General features: G+C 64.8%; 17 protein-coding genes and 1 tRNA gene. 5 read left to right on the forward strand and 13 right to left on the reverse strand.

The window, feature by feature from the left end; genetic code table 11:
• Positions 1-30: 30 nt before the first annotated feature.
• The 5 genes from pth to AC4CS3_RS04160 form a co-directional block, all read right to left on the reverse strand.
• Complete coding sequence (gene pth / locus AC4CS3_RS04140) at positions 31-615, reverse strand: aminoacyl-tRNA hydrolase (RefSeq protein WP_441412239.1); 585 nt, start codon at positions 613-615, stop codon at positions 31-33.
• Positions 616-720: 105 nt separating this feature from the next.
• Positions 721-1,293 (reverse strand): 50S ribosomal protein L25/general stress protein Ctc, encoded by a 573-nt coding sequence (locus AC4CS3_RS04145; RefSeq protein WP_345449601.1) that lies wholly within the window; start codon positions 1,291-1,293, stop codon positions 721-723.
• A gap of 426 nt (positions 1,294-1,719) precedes the next feature.
• Positions 1,720-2,700 carry a ribose-phosphate diphosphokinase gene (locus AC4CS3_RS04150; protein ID WP_028266439.1) on the reverse strand — a complete coding sequence of 327 codons (981 nt, stop codon included), beginning with the start codon at positions 2,698-2,700 and terminating at the stop codon, positions 1,720-1,722.
• Complete coding sequence (gene glmU, locus AC4CS3_RS04155) at positions 2,697-4,205, reverse strand: bifunctional UDP-N-acetylglucosamine diphosphorylase/glucosamine-1-phosphate N-acetyltransferase GlmU (RefSeq protein ID WP_490782324.1); 1,509 nt, start codon at positions 4,203-4,205, stop codon at positions 2,697-2,699. Before glmU ends, AC4CS3_RS04150 begins: the two co-directional genes overlap by 4 nt.
• A gap of 153 nt (positions 4,206-4,358) precedes the next feature.
• Positions 4,359-4,430, reverse strand: a tRNA-Gln gene (locus tag AC4CS3_RS04160).
• Positions 4,431-4,619: 189 nt separating this feature from the next.
• Here AC4CS3_RS04160 and AC4CS3_RS04165 point away from each other — a divergent pair.
• A complete protein-coding gene (locus AC4CS3_RS04165; protein WP_490782325.1) occupies positions 4,620-5,306 on the forward strand; it encodes a TetR/AcrR family transcriptional regulator in 687 nt (228 codons plus the stop codon).
• 537 nt (positions 5,307-5,843) lie between these two features.
• Here AC4CS3_RS04165 and AC4CS3_RS04170 read toward each other — a convergent pair.
• The 5 genes from AC4CS3_RS04170 to AC4CS3_RS04190 all read right to left on the reverse strand — a co-directional run bounded on the left by AC4CS3_RS04170 (position 5,844) and on the right by AC4CS3_RS04190 (position 11,983).
• Positions 5,844-7,679 (reverse strand): ABC-F family ATP-binding cassette domain-containing protein, encoded by a 1,836-nt coding sequence (locus AC4CS3_RS04170; protein ID WP_490782326.1) that lies wholly within the window; start codon positions 7,677-7,679, stop codon positions 5,844-5,846.
• Between the two features lie 39 nt (positions 7,680-7,718).
• On the reverse strand, positions 7,719-8,696 hold the full coding sequence (locus AC4CS3_RS04175) for a 4-(cytidine 5'-diphospho)-2-C-methyl-D-erythritol kinase (RefSeq protein ID WP_490782327.1): 978 nt from the start codon (positions 8,694-8,696) through the stop codon (positions 7,719-7,721).
• On the reverse strand, positions 8,693-9,574 hold the full coding sequence (rsmA, locus tag AC4CS3_RS04180; protein WP_490782328.1) for a 16S rRNA (adenine(1518)-N(6)/adenine(1519)-N(6))-dimethyltransferase RsmA: 882 nt from the start codon (positions 9,572-9,574) through the stop codon (positions 8,693-8,695). The genes AC4CS3_RS04175 and rsmA overlap by 4 nt, the downstream gene beginning before the upstream one ends.
• Before the next feature lie 106 nt (positions 9,575-9,680).
• Positions 9,681-10,832, reverse strand: coding sequence for a resuscitation-promoting factor (locus AC4CS3_RS04185; RefSeq protein WP_490782329.1), 1,152 nt, complete (start codon positions 10,830-10,832; stop codon positions 9,681-9,683).
• Positions 10,833-11,098: 266 nt separating this feature from the next.
• Positions 11,099-11,983 carry a TatD family hydrolase gene (locus AC4CS3_RS04190; protein WP_490782330.1) on the reverse strand — a complete coding sequence of 295 codons (885 nt, stop codon included), beginning with the start codon at positions 11,981-11,983 and terminating at the stop codon, positions 11,099-11,101.
• A 198-nt stretch (positions 11,984-12,181) separates the two neighbouring features.
• Between AC4CS3_RS04190 and AC4CS3_RS04195 the strand changes: the two genes are divergently transcribed.
• The 3 genes from AC4CS3_RS04195 to AC4CS3_RS04205 all read left to right on the forward strand — a co-directional run bounded on the left by AC4CS3_RS04195 (position 12,182) and on the right by AC4CS3_RS04205 (position 17,282).
• Positions 12,182-13,258, forward strand: coding sequence for an AAA family ATPase (locus tag AC4CS3_RS04195; RefSeq protein ID WP_441412232.1), 1,077 nt, complete (start codon positions 12,182-12,184; stop codon positions 13,256-13,258).
• Between the two features lie 23 nt (positions 13,259-13,281).
• Positions 13,282-14,700, forward strand: coding sequence for a DUF58 domain-containing protein (locus tag AC4CS3_RS04200; protein WP_490782331.1), 1,419 nt, complete (start codon positions 13,282-13,284; stop codon positions 14,698-14,700).
• A gap of 155 nt (positions 14,701-14,855) precedes the next feature.
• On the forward strand, positions 14,856-17,282 hold the full coding sequence (locus tag AC4CS3_RS04205; protein WP_490782332.1) for a transglutaminase TgpA family protein: 2,427 nt from the start codon (positions 14,856-14,858) through the stop codon (positions 17,280-17,282).
• A gap of 165 nt (positions 17,283-17,447) precedes the next feature.
• Here the strand turns inward: AC4CS3_RS04205 and AC4CS3_RS04210 are convergent, their stop codons facing one another.
• Together AC4CS3_RS04210 and rsmI are read right to left on the reverse strand one after the other, a co-directional pair.
• Positions 17,448-18,929 carry an NAD-dependent succinate-semialdehyde dehydrogenase gene (locus AC4CS3_RS04210; protein WP_490782333.1) on the reverse strand — a complete coding sequence of 494 codons (1,482 nt, stop codon included), beginning with the start codon at positions 18,927-18,929 and terminating at the stop codon, positions 17,448-17,450.
• A gap of 210 nt (positions 18,930-19,139) precedes the next feature.
• The gene (gene rsmI, locus AC4CS3_RS04215; RefSeq protein WP_490782446.1) at positions 19,140-19,970 is read right to left on the reverse strand and encodes a 16S rRNA (cytidine(1402)-2'-O)-methyltransferase; all 831 of its coding nucleotides are present in this window, start codon (positions 19,968-19,970) and stop codon (positions 19,140-19,142) included.
• Positions 19,971-20,130: 160 nt separating this feature from the next.
• On the opposite strand from rsmI, the gene AC4CS3_RS04220 reads away from it, so the two are divergent.
• Entirely contained in the window at positions 20,131-21,777 is a 1,647-nt protein-coding gene (locus AC4CS3_RS04220) for a dolichyl-phosphate-mannose--protein mannosyltransferase (protein WP_490782334.1), read from the forward strand.
• A 93-nt stretch (positions 21,778-21,870) separates the two neighbouring features.
• Here AC4CS3_RS04220 and AC4CS3_RS04225 read toward each other — a convergent pair whose 3' ends face one another.
• Positions 21,871-23,040 carry a TIGR01906 family membrane protein gene (locus tag AC4CS3_RS04225; protein WP_490782335.1) on the reverse strand — a complete coding sequence of 390 codons (1,170 nt, stop codon included), beginning with the start codon at positions 23,038-23,040 and terminating at the stop codon, positions 21,871-21,873.
• Between the last annotated feature and the right edge of the window lie 24 nt (positions 23,041-23,064).

A 23,064-nucleotide genomic window follows, 5' to 3' on the forward strand; every position in this document is an offset into this window, starting at 1 on the left:
ATTGAAATGAGTGCGCATGGGGCCCCGCCGCTAGGCCTTGACGGGGTGGAACTTTTGCTGGGCGGCAATCAAACCCTCAGTCATCAATACCTCAACAGCATCCGCTGCCTCATCCAGGAGGAACGGCAGCTCTTTCCTCTCTGAGGGTGCAAAATCCCTGAGGACATAGTCCGCAGTGTCCATCCTCCCGGGTGGCCTGCCGACCCCCACGCGAACCCGCAAGTAGTCCTTTGTAGCCAAAGCCTTGGAAATATCGCGCAGGCCGTTGTGCCCGCCTTCCCCACCGCCGATCTTCAATCTAACCGTATTGAAGGGAATATCAATTTCGTCGTGGACAGCAATAACGTGATCCGGAGCGATGTCGAAGAACCTGGCGAGGCCGGAAACGGGTCCTCCGGAAACATTCATATAGCTCATCGGTTTCGCCAGTACTACGCGGGGCCCCCCGATTCCTAGCCTGCCCTCGACCACCTGGGCCCGGGCCTTGTGGGCTTTGAAGCTTCCGCCCATCCGCGAGGCAAGTTCGTCCAGGACCATTTGGCCGACATTGTGGCGGTTGTGGCTGTATTCGGCACCGGGATTGCCAAGGCCTACGATCAGCCAAGTGTCTGTCATGGAGTCATCCTAGGGAATCAAGAGTGTGGAATGAAAAAGAAGTGGCCGGGACCCCTCGGGGACCCGGCCACTCACAAAGGCTAATGCCTCGATTAGTCCGAAAGACTACTCAGCAGCAGGAGCTGCCTCTTCCTCGGCTTCCGAGGTGGCCTCCGAGATGTGGATGACGAGCGTCTCCGGATCGGTGAGCAACTCCGAGCCAGTCGGCAGGACGATGTCCGAAGCGTGGACGTGCTCGCCGGCCTTGCGGCCTTCGATGCTGATTTCGACAAAGGTCGGCAGGTGGGTGGCCTCGGCTTCGAGGGAAACCGTGGTGGCTTCCTGGTTGGCGACAGCGCCAATGGCAGCTTCCCCGATAACGTGGACGGCCACGTCAACGGTAACCTTCTCGCCCTTGCGGACGGTCAGCAGGTCGATGTGCTCGATGATCTGCTTGATCGGGTCGCGCTGGATGTCCTTCACGAGAGCCAGGTGCTCTTCGCCGTTGACGTCCAAGGCCAACAGTGCGTTGGAGACGCGGACGGCCAAGGTGGTGGCACGGCCCGGCAGGTTGATGTGGAGGGGCTCAGCGCCGTGACCGTAGATGACGGCCGGGATCTGGCCGGCCGCACGGGCGCGGCGGGCGAAACCCTTGCCGAATTCGGTGCGCAGTTCTGCTGCGAGCTTCTGCTCAGACATGTGTACTCCTTGATTACTGTGGCGCCGGCAAATTGCCGGCAAGTCGATCAGCAAGGGCGGAGGTCTGTGGTGACCTTCCACGCCCGGCAGAGTACCAGCCGCTGAGCAGCAGGTTCAGTCCGCCTTCGTTGAAGGAGATTCAGACCCAGTCGATAACGGAGACCCGCAATCCGGTTTTAGCCCGGATGTGCTCTCCCTCGCCAAGGTATCCCCAAGAGTTTAGCAGCCGCGTCCCGCCAAAGGGAAAACGGCCCCGACCCGACTCAACTCGCTCGCATTTGTTGTCGTTTTGAGGCTCGAGAACGACAACTACTGCGAGCTAGTTGGGTGGGGCCAGATGTTCGGGTGGGACTGCTCACCCGGTGGGTGGGCCCGCGCCGCCATGGTTCCCTGGCCGAACTTGTGAGGTTAGGGTGGCGGTGGGGACTACGCGTTGCCGTCGAAGAGGCTGGTGACGGAACCGTCGTCGAACACTTCGCGGATGGCGCGCGCAATCAACGGTGCGATCGACAGCACCGTGAGCTGCGGGAAGCGCTTGTCGGCCGGAATCGGCAGGGTGTTGGTGACGACGACCTCGCGGGCGCCGGAATCGGCCAGGCGCTGCGCGGCAGGCTCGGAGAAGACGGCGTGGGTGCACGCGATGATGACGTCCTTGGCACCGGCGTTCTTGAGGACCTGGACAGCGCCGGAGATTGTTCCACCGGTGTCGATCATGTCGTCGATCAGGACGCAGGTGCGGCCTTCGATCTGCCCGACGACGGTCTTCGAGACAGCCTGGTTCGGCACCGTGAGGTCGCGGCTCTTGTGGACGAACGCCAACGGCGCGCCACCCAGGCGCTCGGCCCACTGTTCCGCGACGCGGACACGGCCGGTGTCCGGCGAGACGACAGTGATGTTGTCCGCTTCGACCCTGGTGCGGATGTAGTCGGCAAGCAGCGGGATGGCCATGAGGTGATCCACGGGGCCGTCAAAGAACCCCTGGATCTGGGACGTGTGCAGGTCCACGGACATGATGCGGTCAGCGCCGGCGGTCTTGTAGAGGTCTGCCACCAAGCGGGCGGAGATCGGCTCGCGGCCGCGGCCCTTCTTGTCCTGCCGGGCGTAGGGGTAGAACGGCGAAACAACCGTGATCCGCTTCGCCGAGGCGCGCTTCAGGGAATCGATCATGATCAACTGCTCCATGAGCCAGTTGTTCAGCGGGGCCGGGTGCGCCTGGATGACGAAGGCGTCCGTGCCACGGACGCTCTCCGCTGAGCGCACATAGATCTCCCCGTTCGCGAAGTCGTAGGCGTCGATAGGCAGGAGTTCGGTTTCCAACTCCTTGGCGATTTCCTGCGCCAGCTCGGGGTGCGCCCGTCCGGCGGCGAGAACTAGTTTCTTCTCGCCGTGTGCGGTAATTTCGCTCATGCCTGTGTGCCCTCTTCTGTGGTTGCCGGAGTACTTGAGGAATCGGGGGTGGCAGTGGAGCCATGCGCGGCTTGCGCAGCCTGCGCCAGCTGGGCCGAGGTGCTGCCCTGCCGGTTGGCGATGACCCAGCCTTCTGCATTGCGCTGGGGAGCGACACTCAAGGTGAGGGCTCCGGCGGGAACGTCTTTGCGGATGATTGCGCCGGCACCGCTGTACGCGCCGTCACCAATCGTTACCGGGGCAACGAAGACGGTGTTGGAACCGGTCCGTACGCCCGAGCCGATCACCGTACGGTGCTTCTTCTCGCCGTCGTAGTTGGCCGTGATGTTGCCGCAGCCGATGTTGGTGTCCTCGCCGATCTCGGCATCGCCCGCATAGCCGAGGTGGGACAGCTTCGAACCGCGGCCGATCGTCACGTTCTTCGTTTCGTAGAAAGCGCCGATCTTGCCGGTCTCCCCGAGGACTGTGCCGGGGCGCAGGTAGGTGAACGGGCCCACGCTTGCCCTGGCGCCAACGGTGGATCCCGAACCGTGGGTGCGGGTCACCTTCGCGCCTTCGCCCACCGAAACGTCGGTGAGGGTCGTGTCGGGCCCGACGACGGCGTCGCGCGCCACGGTTGTGGTGCCGTGGAGCTGTGTGTTGGGCAGGAGGCGGACGTCCTCGTCCAAGGTGACGGTGGAATCGATCCACGTGGTGGCCGGGTCAACCACCGTGACGCCGGCACGCATCCAGGCCTCGATGATGCGGCGGTTGTGCTCGGCACCGAGCGCGGCGAGCTGGATACGGTCGTTGGCGCCCTCGACCTGCCAGCGGTCTGCGGTGACGACGGCGGAAACCCGGCCTCCGGCGTCGCGCGCCAATTCGAGAACGTCGGTGAGGTACTTTTCTTGCTGGATGTTCTCCGTGGTCACTTTGCGCAGCTGCTCGCGAAGAACTTTTGCGTCAAAAGCGTAGATCCCGGAGTTGACCTCGCGGATGGAGCGCTCGGCGTCGCTAGCGTCTTTGTGTTCGCGGATGCCCAGCACGGTGCCGTCCTCGGCACGAAGGATGCGGCCATAGCCATTGGCGTCGTCAAGGACCGCAGTCAGGACCGTCACCGCGTTGCCCTCGGATTCATGCGTGGCGACAAGCTCGGAGAGTAGGGAACCGGTCAGCAAAGGCACATCGCCATACGTGACCACTACCGTGCCAGTGAGTTCGGCCTTCGCGTCCAAGGCGTCAAGGGCTACTTCCACCGCGCGTCCGGTTCCCGGAACATCGTCCTGGTCTACGATGACGGCGTCGGGATCGATCAGTCCAATGTGCGCCGCGACGAGGTCGCGTTCGTGGCGCACCACCAAGGCCAGCTGCTGGGGATAGATGGAGCGGGCCGCGAGGATGGCGTGCGCCACCATCGAGCGTCCGCCTATTTCGTGAAGGATTTTGGGAGTCCGCGACTTCATCCGCGTACCGGCTCCGGCAGCTAGGACAATTACAGCGGCGGGGCCAGTAGTATCGGGGCTCACGAAGTCGCTCTCCTTGCTCGGTTACGTCCGGGCGAACCCGGCTGCGGCATCTGCTCTATCCTACTCTTGCCGATTCACAGCCTTCCGCGCAGCCAGTAGACAGCTTCGGGAGAGACGGTGCCTTCAGAGGCGGGCCGGCAGACCACCGACAAGTTCCGCCCATAGGATTCGAACCTATACTCCACGGCTCCAAAGGCCGGGGTGCTGCCATTACACCAGAGCGGACCGTGCGCACGTGGCCCTCGCGGACCCAGGGTCCTCGGGCTTCCCGATTGACCGGGTCGCACACACAAGAATCTAGTTTGCCATGACCATTGCGGTGTTCGCGACTTGGTGCATTCCTGAGTCCTTTTCAGCGGCACTGACAAGCCCTCGCGAGGCCGTTGCGCGCTTGAGATGAGGCATGATGGATGCGTGAGCAACAGCACAGGACTTCCCCGGCAAACGACGGGTTCCAGGGTGACCAACCACGCACCCGCAGCCCAGGTTGTCCGTGCCCGGATGACAGGCTCCCAACGCCGCTCCCAGCTCATCGAAATTGGCCGGGGCCTCTTCGCCGCCCGCGGCCTGGACGCTACAACCATCGACGAAATCGCAGCCGCCGCAGGCGTGTCCAAGCCCGTGATCTACGAGCACTTCGGCTCGAAGGAAGGCCTCTACACGCAGGTTGTGGAGTTCGAATTCCGGATCCTCCTCGACGCCATCAACGAGTCCCTCGCCGCCGAAGCCAAACCGCGCGTCCTCGTTGAACAGGCGGCCCTTGCCTTGCTCGGCTACATCGAAGAGCGAAGCGACGGCTTCCGGATCCTCATGCGCGACGCCCCGCCCTCCCAACCCGAAGGCGCCTTCTCCACGCTGCTGTCCCACGTGGCGGATCGCGTGGAAAACCTGCTCGCCGACGAATTCTCCCGGCGCGGATTCAGCGCAGCCGACGGCGCCATGTATGCCCAGATGCTCGTGGGCATGGTGGCCATGACCGGCCAATGGTGGTTGGACCACCGCGAGCCCGACAAGCGCGCAGTAGCCGCCCACCTGGTCAACCTGGCATGGAACGGCCTGACGGGCCTGCAAAAAGAGCCGGAGCTGCGGAGCGAGGGCTAGGGCGTCTTTGGCATCGGGATCGTGGTCGCCTTCGCGGCGCAACGGCCCTTTCGCACGTTTCCATGCTCGCGTACACGGCGCAACGGCCCTTCGCCGTCGCTTAGACACGAGGCAAATGGGCACCTGCGGTCGCTGAGCGACCTCCAGTGCCCGATGACTCGCGATGCGCTCCTACCCGAAGGCCCGCAGCACCACTCTTGCCTACGTTCCGTTCGGGCTTCACCCCGACCCGCGCCTCGACTTCCGACGCCCACGTGTCCCGTCGACACGCAAAGTCCCTATCGACACCGGAATCCGCGCATCGGTTTTCTCGATCTTTGCTGCGGGCAAATTTGGGTGTCGGTTCGCTCGTTCGCGACGACCTACCGTCTCAGCGAGCGAGTAGCCGCTTTGCGTTGAAGCGGCGTTCCGAGGGCCCCGAAGCGAGCTTGCGAGCTTTGGGAAGGAACCACCGCGCTAAGCGACGCGGAAGAGTGCCGCCTCCGGCACCCAAGGCAGCCGGCACCCAAGGTGCGCAGGCAGAGGATGCGTGCCCGCCTACTCCCCCAGGATCTCCGCCGCCTCGAGCCATTCGAGCTCCAGGCCTTCTTTTTCTTCGAGGAGTTCCTGCAGTTTGGTGTTCAGTTCGCCGAGGGCGTCGAAGTCGCCGGATTGGGACTTGGCCGCCATTTGGACATGGAGCTTCTCTTCTTGTTGTGCGATCTTGCCCAGCTGCCGGTCGATCCGGTTCAGGTCCTTCCGGGCTTCACGCTTCTCTGCTTCGCTCGGACCGGAGGCGGCCGCACTCGAGCCGCTTGCCGCCGTCGGCCTGGCGCTCCCGCTCGACGCGCCGCCGGTCACCGCACCGCCCGCGAGCGCGGCTTCGCGCAATTCGAGGTACTGGTCCACGCCGCCCGGAAGTCCGCGCAGCTTGCCATCGCCCAAGAGTGCCATTTGCGAATCCGTGACGCGTTCCAGCAGGTAGCGGTCGTGGCTGACAACGACCAGCGTGCCGGGCCAGCCGTCAAGGACGTCTTCGACGGCGGCAAGAGTGTCGGTATCGAGGTCGTTGGTGGGTTCGTCGAGCATCAAGACGTTCGGTTCGCCCACAAGCAGGCGCAAAAGCTGCAGGCGGCGCCGTTCGCCACCGGAAAGGTCGGTGACGGGCGTCCACTGCTTTTCCTTCGTGAACCCGAGCTGCTCCACGAGCTGGCCGGCCGTGAACTCCTTGCCGCCAACGCTAAAGGAGCGTTTCTCACGTTCGATGACCTCGATGACACGAAGGTCGGACACATCGTCGAGCTCCTTCACGTCCTGGCTGAGCACCGCCGTGACAACGGTCTTGCCGCGCTTGACCTTTCCGGAACTCGGCGTGATCTCGCCGTTGAGCAGCCGCAGCAGTGTGGACTTTCCGGCACCGTTGACGCCCACCAGCCCGAGCCGCTGCCCGGGCGCCAAGCGCAAGGTAACGTCGTCGAAGAGCTTCCGGCCGGCGTCGTCGCCCTTGAAATCGAGGGAGACACCTTCAAGGTCCAGCACGTCCTTGCCGAGCCGGGCGGTTGCCATCTTGCTGAGGGCCACCGAGTCGCGCGGATCAGGAACATCGGCGATCAGCTCGTTGGCGGCTTCGATGCGGAACTTCGGCTTCGAGGTTCGCGCCGGGGCGCCCCTGCGAAGCCACGCCAGCTCCTTCTTGACCAGCTGTTGCCGTTTGCTCTCGACGACGGATGCGCTCCGGTCGCGCTCGGCGCGGGCCAACACGTAGGCCGCGTAGCCGCCGTCGAACGGGTCCACCATGGCGTCGTGAACTTCCCACGTCCGGTTGCAGACTTCGTCCAGGAACCAACGGTCGTGCGTCACCACAAGGAACGCGCCCTGGTTGGCCCTCCATCGGGTCTTCAAGTGCCGGGAGAGCCAGGCGACCCCTTCCACGTCGAGGTGGTTGGTGGGCTCGTCGAGCATGATCACGTCGTGGTCCTCGATGAGCAGCTTGGCCAAGGCGACCCTGCGCTTTTGTCCGCCGGAGAGGGCATGCACGTTGGCGTGCCAATCGACGTCGGCCACGAGGCCGCCCATGATCTCGCGGATTTTGGGGTTCGCCGCCCATTCATGGTCGGCTTGGTCGCCGACGATCGCGGCCCCCACGGTGAGGTCGCCGTCGAGCACGTCGGACTGGTCGAGGTAGCCGACATTGACGTCGCCGCGTTTGGTGACGCGGCCGGAATCCGGCGTCGATCGCAATGCCAGCAAGCGCATCAGCGTGGATTTGCCGTCGCCGTTGCGCCCGACCATGCCGATCCTGTCGCCGTCCTCCAAACCAAGGGTTACGCCGTCGAGGATGGTGCGGGTTGCGAACGAAACGGTGAGGTTTTCACCGCCGAGCAGGTGGGCCACTGGGTACTACTTTCTGATGTGAACAGTCAGGGCGACTTGTCAAAGGAGGGTATCGGAGATGATCCGGGCACCGGGAACCGGGCCGTGCACAGCAAGGGCGTTGTGTCCCAGGTGCCGAAGGTCTTCGGCGAGCCCTTCGGCCGCCCGGGGGTTGTGGGCGAGCAAAGCCACGGTGGGGCCGGAACCCGAAACAATCCCGGCGAGGGCACCGCTCGACTCCCCCATCCCGATGGTGTCCCGTAATTGCGGAGACAGCTCGATCGAGGCGCGCTGAAGGTCGTTGACAAGGACTTTGCTCAGGGCGTCGGGATTCCCGTCGCGCAGCGCCTGCAGGATCTTGGCGTCGACCTCGAGCGGTTCGGGGATGTCGAGTCCCTCGGTGTTCCGAAGCCTGTCCAAGGTGTGGAAGACCTCGGGTGTGGAGAGTCCGTAGTCAGCGCAGACCAAAACCCAGTCCATCTGTGCTTTCGCCAGGGCGGGTGAGAGTTCGTCGCCGACGCCAAGCCCGACGGCGGTACCTCCGAGGAGCGAGAACGGCACGTCCGCACCCAACTCGGCGGCAAGGTGGGCCAGTTCTTCACGGGACAAACCACTGTTCCAGAGCGCATCGCAGGCCAGGAGCGTCGCCGCGGCATCGGCCGAGCCGCCGCCCATGCCTCCGGCGACAGGCACGCGCTTGGTGATTTCCAAGTGCACCCCCGTGGCGTTCTCCGAGACATCCCTCATGATGGCGGCAGCCTTGTATGCCAGGTTCCGCTCGTCCAGCGGGATGTCCACACCGTCGAGGTCCAACGTGCTTGAGGGACCGATGCTGACCGTGATCCCGGGCCCCTCAGTGCTCGTGGCGGCTACTTCCTCGTACAGGGATACCGCGAGATACACGCTGGCCACCGAGTGGTAGCCGTCGGGCCGCAAGGGGCCGACGTTGAGGGAAACGTTCACCTTGCCGGGCGCCCGGACGCGGACGGTCCGTGCGACGAAGCGGCCGCGGATCGCACCGCTGATTGCGGGATTCATGCGTCCAGGGGGTGGCGTGCCTCGGCGATCCGGACGAACGCGTTGATATCGAGCACCTCTCCGCGGGCAGTCGGATCAACGCCCGCAGCCACGATGAAACGTTCGGCCTCGGCCGCGCTCCCGGCCCAGGTCGCGAGGGCCGCGCGGAGTGTCTTGCGGCGCTGGGCGAATGCGGCGTCGATGACCGCGAAGACTTGCTCGCGCGTCGCGTGCGTTGCCGGCGGTGTACCGCGGGTGAAGGACACGAGTCCGGAGTGGATCTTCGGCGCCGGCCAGAAGACATTCATGCCGATCACGCCGGCTTTGCGCATGTGGCCGTACCAAGCGGCCTTGACCGAGGGAACTCCGTAGATTTTGGAGCCGGGCCCGGCGGCCAGCCGGTCCGCCACTTCGTCCTGGACCATGACCAGCCCGTGTTGCAGGCTCGGGAAATGCTGGAGCAGGTGCAGGACCACGGGGACCGCCACGTTGTACGGCAGGTTGGCCACGAGGGCCGTGGGCTGTACCGGAAGTTCGGTGATTTTCATGGCGTCGGAGAGGACGAGATGGAAATCGTCCACGGACTCCGGGCGCCACGCGCGCACCGTGTCCGGCAACTTGCCGGCCAGTACGGGATCGATTTCGACGGCGACAACTGTTTTGGCGGCGTCGAGCAGCCCGAGCGTCAACGAACCAAGCCCCGGCCCGACCTCGAGCACGGTTTCGTCGGGATCGATACCGGCGACAGAGACGATCCTCCGGATCGTGTTTCCGTCGATGACGAAGTTCTGGCCCAGAGTCTTTGTCGGGCGGACACCGATTTCCTCGGCGAGCCGTCGGATGTCCGCAGCTCCCAGAAGGGGTGCGACGGCGGCGTGTTCGGAATTCGGTTCAGTCACCTAGGTATCGTATCGTCTGAGCGACTAGCGGGAGCGCCCGCTCCCCATCTTCGGCACGCGAAAAGGCCGGGCCCGAAGATTCCGGACCCGGCCAATTTCATTTCGTTTAGCTGGAAGCTGCCCAGCCACAGCCCCAAGGTCCGAGGCCGCGCTGCGCGTAGACGCGGTTGGCGATGTCAATCTGCTGGGCCTTGCTGGCGGCGGCTGCGTTGGGAGCGTAAGCGCCACCGCCGGAACCGATCCAGGTCTGGATATCGAACTGCAGGCCACCGTAGTAACCGTTGCCGGTGTTGATGGCCCAGTTCCCGCCGGACTCACACTGTGCAATCTTGTCCCACATTGCCTCGTTCGGTGCGCCGGTAGGTCCTGAGGCAACAGCCGCGGCGGGGGCGGGCTTCGGGCGCTCCTTGGTTCCGACCGTCACCTTCGCAGAGACCGGCTTGACGGTGACGTCAGAGGAGACCAAAGACCGGGAAGCTTCGCGACCATCTACCAGGACGAGCTTGAACGTCTTACTGAGCAGTCCGAGGACCCCTTCCTGGGTTACAGTCTTCTGGTCGCTGAACTGAGTGGAGTCTTCCGTGGTGACCGTGTCAAAGGGGACGTTCTCCGTCTCGGTGGCGGTCTTGCTGGTGTCCACCCGGGAAACCTTGATCACCATGTTCTGGACAACGGGAGCCGAGTTGGGCTGCGAAACCCGGTCGTTCGCGCCGAGCGAGACGCCGGCATCGCTGAGGACGGTTCCCACGTCGGCCGCCGTCGTGGTCTTTGAAGAGCTCTGACCGTCGACAATCAGGCTGATCGTCTTGGGGGTAAGGATCGAAATGTAGGATCCGGAGACGGCCAGCTGCGTGTCCTTGGGCTGGGAGACGGCCGATGCGCTCGCGACGCCGAGCTCGGAGACGAGGCCTTCGACGTTCGGGGCCGTGGTGTTGACCGTCCGCTGGGCGCCATCAAGGCTGACCGTTACGGCCTTGGCCAGATTGACGTTGATGATGGAGCCGTTCTGCACCGAGGTGTCCAAGGCCGGGGAAACCCGGTCCTCAGCCTTCAGATCAACCTTGGCTGCCTTGACCACCTGGTCAACGGTATTGCCGAAGGTCTGGACGGAACTCACTTTGCCGTCGACGTTGAGGGTGACTGATTTGTTGTTGCCCGTAAAAGCAACTACTCCCAGCACCAGTGCCAAAAGCACCAGCAGCTGCGCACCGACCTTGACGAAACTGAACTTGCCGCCCGTGGTGAAGAACTTGACCATGTTTGCCCGTAACTTTTGGACCATCCGGGCACGGGGAAAAGCGCACAGGGGCCTCCTGCCGCGGTCCCGGATGCAGGCCGAAGCATGCGTGAGGACTGCAGCGGAGTTGTGCGCCGCCACACTCAATTCAACTGAAAACACCAATTGCGAACGGAGTTAGTTGTCCGAAGGCCTTCCCCGACCCCGGCTACTGGTTACCCACTGTAACCGAAGCGTTATAAAGTGACCAAGATTTTTACATACTGGGTATGCATCGTGAATGCTGCTTAGTCCCAAGATCCGTAGGTGGCGATGGTGTTTTGAGCCAGTTGCGAGCACAGCATCGATAGCTCTGTTCCGGTCACTTCGGCCATGGAACGGACGGTGTACGGCACCATGTAGCTCGCGTTCGGACGGCCACGGTAAGGGTGCGGCGTGAGGAACGGGGAGTCCGTCTCGACGAGCACCAGCTCCGGATCCGCGATGGCCAGCGCGTCCCTCAGATTTGCGGCGTTCTTGAACGTCATAGTGCCCGCAAAGGACATGTACCAGCCGTTCAAATTACAGATCCGTGCGAGTTCTTCATCGCCCGAGAAGCAATGGAACACCACCCGTTCGGGAGCCCCCTCCTCCCGGAGAACCTGGACCACGTCGTCGTGGGCGTCACGGTCGTGGATCTGGAGGGTGAGGTCCAGTCTCTTCGCGATATCGATGTGGCGGCGGAACGAATGGCGCTGGTGCACCAGTCCGTCGCCATGGGTGCGGAAGAAATCAAGCCCGGTTTCACCGATCGCACGGACCCTCGGATGGGCCGCCAACTCCTCGATTTCCGCGAGCGCCGATTCCAGCTCTCCGCGGCCCGCGTAAACGGGGGCATCGTTGGGGTGGATGGCGACAGCTCCAAGGAGCCGCCGGTCCGCTTCAAGCGCCTGGACCGTGAACCGCGATGACTCGAGGTCGCAACCTACCTGCACCGCGCCCTGGACACCTACGGCTTCGGCTGAGTCCAGGGCATCCGCCACCGCGACTTCGAGCAGGCCGTGCCGGAAGTCGAGGTGCGTGTGGTTGTCCATCACGGGGACCGGAAGCGGTTCGGGAGCCGGCGGGTATTCTTTGCGGGAATCGCCGGTTTCAGGCGCGCGGTAGGAAGCCGGCGGGAGGGAATTGCACATGGATCCACCCTATCTTTCCCTGCTGATGCCTTCCTGATCGCTCACGTATTCCTCCCTGATCACCCCTGTATCCCTTCCAGCGGAACATGCCTCTGTCTGCGGCGGCCCTAGGCTGGGTAGTCTGGTACAAAAGGCGGTAAATCCCGGCCAGGGCACCGCGGCCCGGCCGGGGTTCTGTCATGGCTGAGGGGATTGTCCATGGACTCAAAGCGACACGGCACCGTTGATGAAGAGTTGCTACGGGACGAGGCCGTGGTTGCCTTGCCGCCTGAGCGCGAATCCTTCAACGGGCACAAGCCGACGGTCATGGATCCTGAGCAATTCCACGCTGCCAGCGAGAAAATCCTGGCGGCCATCAACAAAGTCATCGACGGCAAAGCCGAGGCCGCCAAGCTTGCCCTCACCGTGCTCCTCGCCCAAGGCCACCTGTTGGTGGAGGACGTGCCGGGTGTCGGCAAGACGCTGCTCGCCAAGACCCTCGCCCGGACTATCGATTGCAAGGTCAGCCGGATCCAGTTCACCCCGGACCTCCTTCCTTCGGACGTCACCGGCGTCTCCATCTACAACCAGTCCTCAAGGCAGTTCGAGTTCCGGATGGGTGCGGTGTTCGCCAACATCGTGATCGGAGACGAAATCAATCGCGCCTCCGCCAAGACGCAGTCCGCCCTCCTCGAGTGCATGGAGGAACACCAAGTGACGGTGGACGGCCATTCGTACCAGCTGGGCGAACCGTTCATGGTTGTCGCGACGCAGAACCCCATCGAAATGGAAGGAACGTACCCGCTGCCGGAGGCGCAGCGGGACCGTTTCATGGCCCGCATCTCGATGGGCTACCCGGACAAGCTCTCCGAGATCGAGATGCTCGAGACGCATCAGGCGGTCTCACCCCTCGCCAAAGTCACGCCGGTGGTCACTTCCGCGGACGTCGCCGCGATGATCGCCACGGTGCAGCAGGTTTACGTTTCGCAGTCCGTCAAGGAATATACGGTTGCCCTGGGCCGGGCCACCCGGGACAGCGCCCGCCTGCGCCTCGGAGCCAGCCCGCGATCCCTCCTGCAACTGCTGCGGGCGGCCAAAGCGACCGCTGCCCTCGACGGAAGGGATTTCGTCCTTCCCGACGACGTCATTTCCGTCGCCGAGTCCGTTCTGGCACACCGCATCATCCTTGACCGCAAGGCCGCGAGTTCCGGTGATACACCACAGAGCATCATCCGGGCCATCCTGGCCTCCCTCCCGGTAAGCCAAGACGCTGGCGCGGAACGCCGCGGCAGCTAGGGAGAGCGAAAGAGGGGGCAGGCATGGCGCTGATCGATCTACTTCCGAAGCATCTGTTCACTACCCGTGGCTGGGGCTTGCTGGCCAGTGGTGTGGGTTTTTTGCTGCTTGCCCAGATCATGGGCAGGCGGGATCTGTTGGCCCTCGGGATCCTGCTGCTAGTGCTGCCGCTGGTATCGCTTGCCGGCGTCCGCATCCTCAAGCCGCGTTTCCAGGTGTTCCGCGAATTCCATCCCTCCTCCGTGGAGACTTCCTCCACGGCCACGGTGCGCTTGGCAGTTGCGCGGACCGGCGCAGCGGCCGGGCCGGTGATCATGGAAGAGCAGTTGCCGCCGCGCTTCGGCGAACCTCCGGCCTTTCGCTTTCCCGCCCGTGCCGCTTCCGGCGGCACCAGCCGCTATGAGTACCACTTGCGCTCCGGCAAGCGCGGCCAGTTCAGGATCGGTCCGGTCACGGCCGAGTTCTGCGATCCCTTCGGATTGTCGCTGCACCGGCACGAGATCGATGACGGCGACATCCTCACCGTGACGCCCGCCGCCGTCGAACTACCCGCCACAGGCCTGGCCGGCGCACGCGGAAACGACGGCGTGACGGCCACGCGGATCCGCGCAAATCCCAGCGACGACGATGTGATGACCCGCGAATACCGGCATGGCGACCCCATGCGGCGCGTCCATTGGGCCGCGACGGCGCGGCACGGCGAACTCATGGTGCGGCAGGAGGAATCCGTCACCACGCCCGAGGCGACCATCATCCTGGACCAGCGCTATTCCGCTTTCGTGTCGGGCTCGGCCGCGGTCTTCGGCCCCGCGCACGAAGACGCATTTGAACTGGTGAGCAGTGAGAACTTCGAATGGGTCGTGACGGCAGCGATGTCGATCAGCGCCCACCTTGCCGATCGCAACTATTCGCTGCGTTTCCTCGATGCCGCCGGACATCCCGCATTTCGCACATCCCGCTCCGCGCCATATCCCGAAACCGAGGAATTCAGCGGTGTGGGAGGCCTGCAATCCATTGCCGAAAGCCTCGCCGCCATCCAGCTCAGCGGCCCACGGCATGTCCACGGCGAGCGCAGGCGCAAAGAAGCCGCCGTCGTCGAGGGTGCCGAGGCGCCCTTCGACGACCATCTCATGGACAAGCTGGCCGCACACCGCCTGCGTGGCCCCGTCCTCGCATTGCTCGGCAACATGCCGCTCTCCGAGGCCCGCGCGTTGGCGCCGGCCGCCGGCTACGGGGCCAACGCTTTTGCCCTGGTGGTCACCGACCACCCGCACCATGTCCAACCCGTCATCGAAGCCCTGAAGCTGGGTGGCTGGCGTGCCGTGGCCGTGAGTTCGAGAACGGACCTTACTGCTGCATGGGCCGGTTTCGATCAAGGAGAGATCCTCGCGGCCGCTGCCGCAGCGATGGACGTCCGGCGTGGCGCGGCGGTGCCACGATGACCACTACCTCCAGGAACGGCCCTCCGGGACCGTCCGCGGGCCCGGAGCCGGCAGGGACAAGTGACCCTGCCTCCAGCGGTCAGGGAAGTGCCCATGGTCAGGGAAGGGCGCCCCGCGCCCGGCGGAAGCCAGGGCCCGGAGCCTACCCTTGGGCAATGTCGGCGGCCATCGCCGTCGCAGTGCTCGGAGCCTCGCTCTCGCTCAACGGGGTTTTCAGGGGTTGGGCCTGGCTGGTTCCCGCCATCACCACGGTGTTTGTCGTCGGATTGACCTTGGCGGTCCTGCGCGCCTTGAGGGTGCACCCTGTGCTCACCACTTTGGGCGGCCTGCTCGCCTTGGTGTTTATCCTCGACTTCACGTTCTTCCGGCCGGAAAGCATCGCGGGCTTCATTCCCTCCGGCGCGACCCTTGACACGCTGGGTCAGTTCCTCAAACGGGCAGGCGAAACCGTGGTCTCGGAGACGGCACCCGTCTCACCGAACGCAGGAATCGTGTTCGTCGCCTGCGCGGCCCTGGGCTTGGTTGCTGTCCTCGTCGACGCCCTGGCGGTCCCGCTCGGCATGCCTGCGACGAGCGGCTTGGGCCTGCTGGTTGTCCTCGTGTTCCCGGCGACCATCAAGCCGCAAGGCGGCGGGCTGCCCGGATTCCTCGCTGCCGCCGTCGGCTTCATCCTGATCCTGGCTTGCAGCCAGTGGTTCGCGCCGGACTCCCGGTTGCAGACGGACAACGCCCATGGCACGGGGCAGCTCAAACGATCCATGGTGATCGGTGGCGTGGCCCTGGCGCTGGGGCTCCTGTTGCCGTTGGCCGTTCCGGGCTTCGAGCGCGGGACGTTTCCGGTCGGTTCGCGGTTGAATCCCTGGGGCGTCTCCAACGGCCTGAACCCCATGATCACGCTTGGCAACAGCCTGCGGAATCCCACCGGCGACGGCAGCATTACCTATGCCACGAGTTCCACGGCCCCGGTCTACTTGCGCTCCGTCACCATCGACAAGTTCGACGGCGATACGTGGGCACCGGACGACCGCGAAGCCTCACGGCGCATTGGGCCGGGCCGGATGGCGCCGGACTACCCGCTCCCGTCCGAGCTGGTGCGCCAAGTGACGGTGGTCGACACCGGGCAATTCACCAGTCCGTACCTGCCGGTCCCCTATGCCCCGACAGCCGTCAACGGTCTGAGCGGACGCTGGTCGTGGGATCCGGCGACTCTCAGCATCCGCGGCGAGGACGGAACCACGAGGAACCAGCAGTACACGGTGTTTTCGGCGCTGCCGGCCCTGACCTCCGTAACGTTGAGCCAGGACAACGCCAAGCCCACGTCCATCTCGCAGGATTTCATCCAGTTGCCAAGCAATGTTCCGGACATTGTGAAGAACACGGCCAAGACAGTGACTGCCGGCGCCAACGGCAACTATGCCAAGGCGATGGCCATCCAGGACTATCTGCGCTCGTCCCAGTTCAGCTACTCCCTGCAGGCTCCGGTGCAGGGCGGTTATGACGGCAACGGCATGTCCGTGCTGGCCGATTTCCTGCAGCAGAAGAGCGGCTATTGCGTCCACTTTGCCTCTGCGATGGCCGTCATGGCACGGCTGGAGGGAATCCCGAGCCGCATCGCCGTCGGCTACGCGCCGGGCCATGCCACAGGGGCCACAGTTGCCGTGGCGGGACAGGAACCGCTGCCGGAGTACCAGGTGGATGCCCGTGACGCCCACGCCTGGCCCGAGCTCTATTTCGAGGGAGTCGGTTGGGTCGCCTTCGAACCAACCCCTTCCCGCGGCGTCGTTCCGCCCTACGCGAGCGAGGCTGCCGCAGCGGGCGGCCCGAGCACGAACCTGCACGACGAAAACCTGACACCGGGTTCCTCGACTCCCGCGCCGAGCACCGCTGCAGTACCCCCCGTTTCGGGTCCGGGAGTCGGATCAGGCACGGCCAGCGGCTCCGCAACCATTCTGTACGTCACCGCGGCCGCGCTACTTCTGGCGGTATTGGCAGCCTCCCCGCGGCTGGTCCGCTCCGGCATCCGGGCTCGGCGCCTGAGGCCGGCACGGGCCAAGCATCCCGGTTCGGGAGGCACAGCCGGCCCGGCCGAGCCCCGGGATGGCCCGGTCCTGGCATGGGCTGAGCTCCAGGACCTCGCCACGGATTTCGGCGTACCGCCCGTGCCCAGCGAAACGCCGCGGCATTTCGCGGCCCGATTGAGCAACTCGGTTGCGCTCGGAGGGCCGGCGGCGGCAGCGTCGCCGTCGGGAGCCGACGACGCCGGCCAGCACGCGCTTGCATCGCTCACCGGAGACTTCGAACGGCAGCGTTATGGTCCCCCGGCGGGCATCCCGGCGAATACTACAGCGGAGGAAGCGAACCCGGCCGGGGACCGGATCACGGCTGTCCGGGCCGCGTTCCGGCGCAACGCCTCCTGGTTCGCGGTCTTCCGCGCGGACTGGTTCCCGCCGTCCTTGATGTCCCGTTGGTTCCAGCTCTTGTGGTCACCTTTCCGCTGGCTGGGTGGCATTTCCGCGGCCGTAGCCCGCCGCTCGGCAGCATCCGTGCAGAGACTGTTCGAAGCCATCCGCTGGCGGCGCTGACCCAACTAACTCGCAGTAGATGTCGTTATGAGCCCCGAAAACGACATTAACTGCCAGCTACTTGGGCTTGGAACGGCAAAGGCAGGGCACCGGAACCCAAAGGTTCAGTGCCCTGCCTTCATTCAACGGCAGTTCCCCGTTGCGAGAGGTCTGCCGAAGGCCTTGCTAGTCGGCGTAAGGATCCGCGATGCCGACGTACTGCGTGGTGAGGTATTCCTCGATGCCTTCGAAACCGCCTTCACGGCCCAAGCCGGACTGCTTCACGCCACCGAAAGGTGCTGCGGCGTTCGAGATGACGCCGGCGTTAAGGCCGAGCATGCCGGTCTCGATCCTTTCGCTGACGCGGAGGCCCCGGTTCAGGTCCTTGGTGTAGACATAGGCAACCAGGCCGTATTCGGTGTTGTTGGCCAGCTTGATGGCTTCGTCTTCGCTCTTGAACGTGATGATCGGGGCCACCGGTCCGAAGATTTCTTCCTTCAGGATGCGGGCGTCCGCGGACACGTTCTTGAGCACGGTGGGCTGGTAGAAGTAGCCCGGGCCGTCCACCGGGGCACCGCCGGTGACGGCGATCGCGCCGTTGGCAACGGCGTCGGACACGAGGGCATGCACGCCGTTGCGGGCCTTGCCGTCGATCAGCGGGCCGACCGTGGAGTCCGGCTCGGTACCGCGCGCGGTGTTCAGCGCGGCGATCTTGGCAGCGAACTTATCGGCGAAGGCGTCGGCGATGGAGTCGTGCACAATGAAGCGGTTGGCTGCGGTGCAGGCCTCGCCCATGTTGCGCATCTTGGCCGCGACGGCGCCTTCGACGGCCTTGTCCAGGTCGGCGTCCTCGAAGACCACGAACGGTGCGTTGCCGCCCAGTTCCATGGAGCTGCGCAGGACCTTGTCCGCGGCTTCGCGCATGAGGGACTGCCCGACGGCGGTGGAACCTGTGAAGGAGATCTTGCGCAGGCGGTCGTCCTTGATGAGGGGCCCGGTGACTGCGCCTGCCGTGGAGGTCTGGATGACGTTGAGCACGCCTGCGGGGAGGCCGGCTTCCTGCATGACCTGCGCGAAGAGCAGGCTGGTCAGCGGGGTCAGGTTGGCGGGCTTGAGCACCATGGTGCAGCCGGCGGCAACCGCGGGGGCAATCTTGCGGGTAGCCATGGCCAGCGGGAAGTTCCACGGGGTGATCAGCAGGCAGGGACCAACCGGCTTCTTCTGGACCAGGATGCGGTTCTTGCCGTCCGGGGCCGCGGAGTAGCGGCCGCTGACGCGGACGGCTTCTTCGGAGAACCAGCGCAGGAACTCGGCTCCATAAGCGACTTCGCCGCGGGCTTCAGCCAAGGGCTTGCCCATTTCCAGGGTCATCAGCAGCGCGAAGTCTTCGGCGCGTGCCGTGACCAGCTCGAACGCGCGGCGCAGGATTTCACCACGCTCGCGGGGAGCGGTACGGGCCCAGGAGGCCTGGGCGGCCGCAGCAGCGTCCAGCGCCGCGGCGCCGTCCTCCGCCCCGGCGTCGGAGATGCTCACAAGCACCTTGCCCGTGGCGGGATCCTCGACGTCGAACGTCTTGCCGGATGCCGCAGGCAGCCACTGGCCGTTGATGAGCAGCCCCGTGGGAACGGAGGCGAGAAGTTCGCTTTCGCGATCGGCGGTAACAGTCACAGTGACTCCTTCGTCAGTCGGCGCACCGTTGTAGAGATGCACCAACACTTGATTTTTGTGGAATTACTGTCACGGTACTGCCCGGCGCGAAGCAGTGTCTACGCCTTCGCGCACTGCCGCGGGAGCAAGAGTTTGTGCAGTTGCACAGCCTCAGCTTGGGCGGAAGCTACCGCGCCGCGAGCGCGGCACCCATGCGCCGCGAGCACTGCCTTAACGCGCCGCGAGCACTGCAGAGTACAGCTCGCGCTTGCTGATGCGGGCCTCCTCGGCCACCGCGGCTACCGCTTCCTTGAGCCTGATGCCCTTGGCAATAAGGTCATTGACCGCGGCAACATGGTCTTCGGGCTTGCCCGGCGCCTGTTCTGGGGCGCCGGCCACGACGACGGCAATCTCGCCGCGGACTTCGTTGTTTTCAGCCCACTCGAGCAGTTCGCGGACGGTTCCCCGGATGACTTCCTCGTAGGTCTTCGTCAACTCGCGGCACACGGCGATGCGGCGGTCCGAACCGAACCGCTCGTGAAGGGCACGGAGCATTGGCTCGAGCCGGTGCGGTGCCTCGAAGAACACCATGGTCCGGCGTTCGTTGCCGAGGTCCGCAAGCCGGGAGCTGCGTTCGCCGGCTTTGCGGGGAAGGAATCCCTCGAAACAGAACCGGTCCGTGGGCAGCCCCGATAGCGCGAGGGCCGTCAAGACGGCGGACGGGCCGGGGAAAGCTGTGACGAACAGCCCTGCTGCCACGGCTCCCTCCACGAGGCGGAAGCCGGGGTCGGACACTGCGGGCATTCCGGCGTCGCTCACCATGATGATGGTCTTGCCCGCCCGTACGTGATCCAGCAGCTCCTCGGTCTTGGCGGCCTCGTTGTGCTCGTGGTAGCTGATGACCCGGCCGGACACGGTGATGCCGAGTGACTGGACCAAACGATGCAGGCGCCGGGTGTCCTCTGCGGCGACGATGTCTGCCGTCTGCAACAACTCGATGAGCCGGCTGGAGGCATCGCCCACGTTGCCGATGGGAGTGGCGGCCAGCACTATCCGGCCCACGCCGTCGGGCAGGGCGGGCAGCGCCTGTACACCAAGGGACTCCGCCGAGTCGGGAACGGTGGTTTCATCCGGGGAGCTCAGCTGTTCAGTCACCCAACAAGCCTAATGCCCCGGCTACCGCTTCAGGGAGCTACCGGCGGCAAAAGGTAGCATGGGCTGAGTGACCGATACCTCCGTGCGCCCCGCCCCGCAAACCTGGTTAATACGGCCCCGGGAGGCTTTCACGGCCGAGGCCCTGCGGACGCGGCTCATTGGCAGCATCCAAAGCTGGCGGGATTATCCGCCGTCCTTGAGGCTGTGGTTCTGGCTGATCCCCACTATCACTGCCGTGATCGGCGGGATCCTACGTTTTGTCCGCCTCGACGCACCGCACAGCCTCGTCTTCGATGAGACCTACTACGTCAAGGATGCCTACTCGCTCCTGGTCAGCGGATACGAGCGGAGCTGGCCGGACAAGGCCAACGATGCCTTCAATGCAGGCAACCCCAACGTCCTCCTCAACTCCCCCGAGTACGTGGTGCATCCCCCCGTAGGGAAATGGATGATCGCGTTCGGGATGTGGCTCTTTGGCTCGGACAATTCCTTCGGCTGGAGGTTTTCCGCGGCCCTGACGGGCACCCTCTCCATCGCCTTGATCGCCCTGATCGCCCTGAAGCTGTTCCGTTCCCACATCCTGGGCGCGGCTGCTGGGCTGTTGCTCGCCGTCGACGGCCACCACTTGGTCATGTCGCGGACGTCGCTGCTGGACATCTTCCTGATGTTTTGGCTGCTCGCAGCCTTTGGCGCCCTGCTGATGGATCGCGACGACGGACGGCGACGGCTGGCGGCACGGCTTGCCGCGCTGGCAGACGCCTCCAAGGACGGCCGGCCGACGGCGTTGCACCTCGCCTCGGGGCCGTGGCTCGGATTCCGCTGGTGGCGGCTGGCGGCCGGTGTGTGCCTCGGCTTGGCGGTCGGAACCAAGTGGTCGGCACTGTTCTTCGTCGTCGCTTTCGGCCTGTTGACCGTGTTCTGGGACATGAGCGCGCGGCGTATCGCGGGCATCCGGAGTTGGCCCAGCGCCGGAATCATCAAGGACGGCATTCCGGCGTTCTTCACCATGATCCCGGTGGCCGGAGCCGTGTACCTGTCGACGTGGACCGGCTGGTTCCTTTCCAAGGACGCCTACTATCGCCACTGGGCGGACACGAATCCCTCCGATACATGGGGATGGATTCCCGGGCCGCTGCGTTCCTTGGCGTACTACCACATGGAGGCGTACAACTTCCATCAAGGCCTCAGCTCGCCCCATCCGTATTCGGCGAGCCCGTGGACCTGGCTCGTCATGGGGCGGCCCACATCGTTCTACTATGAGTCCCCCAAGCAGGGAACCCCCGGCTGCGATCTGCCCAACTGCACTTCGGCGATCCTGTCCGTCGGCAACCCGGTGATCTGGTGGGGTGCCACGATTGCGCTTTTCGTGGTGTTGTTCTGGTGGGCGGGCCGGCGCGACTGGCGGGCCGGGGCCATCCTGGCCGGCGTCGCCGCCGGGTATCTGCCGTGGTTCATGTATCCGGAGCGCACCATGTTCTACTTCTACGCGCTTTCCTTCGAGCCTTTCCTCGTGCTGGCTCTCGTCTATGGATTGGGACTGGTGCTCGGCAAAAGCGGGGCTCCTCCGTGGCGCCGCCGCTCCGGCCTGTACGTGGTTGGCCTTGTGGTGGTCCTTGCCGTGCTGTTGTCGGCGTTCTTCTATCCGGTGTGGACGGCAGAAGTGATCAGCTACCAGGAGTGGCGCATGCGCATGTGGATGCCGTCCTGGATCTAAGGGTCTGCCCGGATGGTCAGGACGGCACGCACACAAAGAAGCGGCCCGCCCGGGATATTCCGGGCGGGCCGCTTCTTCGTTCTTGCGGCGGTGCTACTTCTCCGGCGTGCCGGCCTCCGCGCGGATCTCCGGGTCGGTATCCACACTGTCGTCCGCAGAGGCTTCGTTCTTGGCAGAGAGTCCGCGACGACGGCGGGTAGGCCACGTGAAGATGAGGGTCAGCAGGGCCGTGATGAAGACCAAGGCGCCGATCGCAATTCCGGAGTCCATCCAGTACTGTCCCGGGAACAAGCGGATCAACGTGTCGTCGAGTGCAAAGGTCCAGGTGCCGTTGGCGAAGAAGATGTGGTGGAAGTCCGTGAAGAACTGCTGCCAGCCCAGTGCCGCAAGCGTGCCCAGTCCCAGGATGAGGACCAAGGTGACGATCGAACCGGCAAAGAGTCCGCGGCGGATGCCGCCCGTGCTTCGTTTGCGCAGATAGATCATCGCGATGATGCCAATGATGATCATGAGGGCGCCGGCGCCGAATGCGGAGAGCATCACCGTCTTGACATCGGCCATGTGGGAAACTTCGCCCTCCTTGAACAGCTTCTCGCCGTTATGGTTGACAAGCTCGCCCAAGTAGCGCGGCCCGGACCAGTTACTGAGATAGTCCAGGGCATAGGAACCATACGTCATCCGGTCATCGGCATTGAAGCCATAGCCGTCTCCGGGGAAGCCCGGCCGGTAATACTCCACCCACAGGAACAGCGGGCTCGCGACGGCGCGGATTGCCAGCACCAGGAGGACCACCGGGTAGAAGGCGGCGAGCAGGACCTGGAAAATGCGGGGCGCCAGAGGCTTGGTTTTGGCGGCCTGCTCCCGCTCGTGGTTGCGGCGTTCCACCTCGGCTTCCGGCGGGCGGACCTGAAGGGCCGACGTCGGCAGAGGCTCTGCGAAGAGGGCCGGTTCCGGCCCGGCCTCCGCAGCCTCAGCGGCTTTGCGGTCTGCCCGGCTCTCCGGCTGTTGTGCTGCGACGGGCCGCTCAGCGAGAGGCCGTGCAGCTTCGCCTGCAACTGCGCCTGACGCGGACCCAGCTCCCTGTTTGCCTTCTTCTGGCACGCGCTTCGCCGAAGAGTCCCGGGCTCCGTCAGCGGCCCCTGCCGGGCGTACATCAGCGGCCGCGGACTTGGGGGCGGGCTTCATCCATTCGAAGGCCGGCTCGTCGCCGTCGTCGTGGATATCCGCGTCCGGGTCTTTGGGGATCGGGCTCTTCTCGGTCACTTGGATTCACTTCCGTAGGATTCA

The organism is Arthrobacter sp. SE2 (assembly GCF_058244265.1).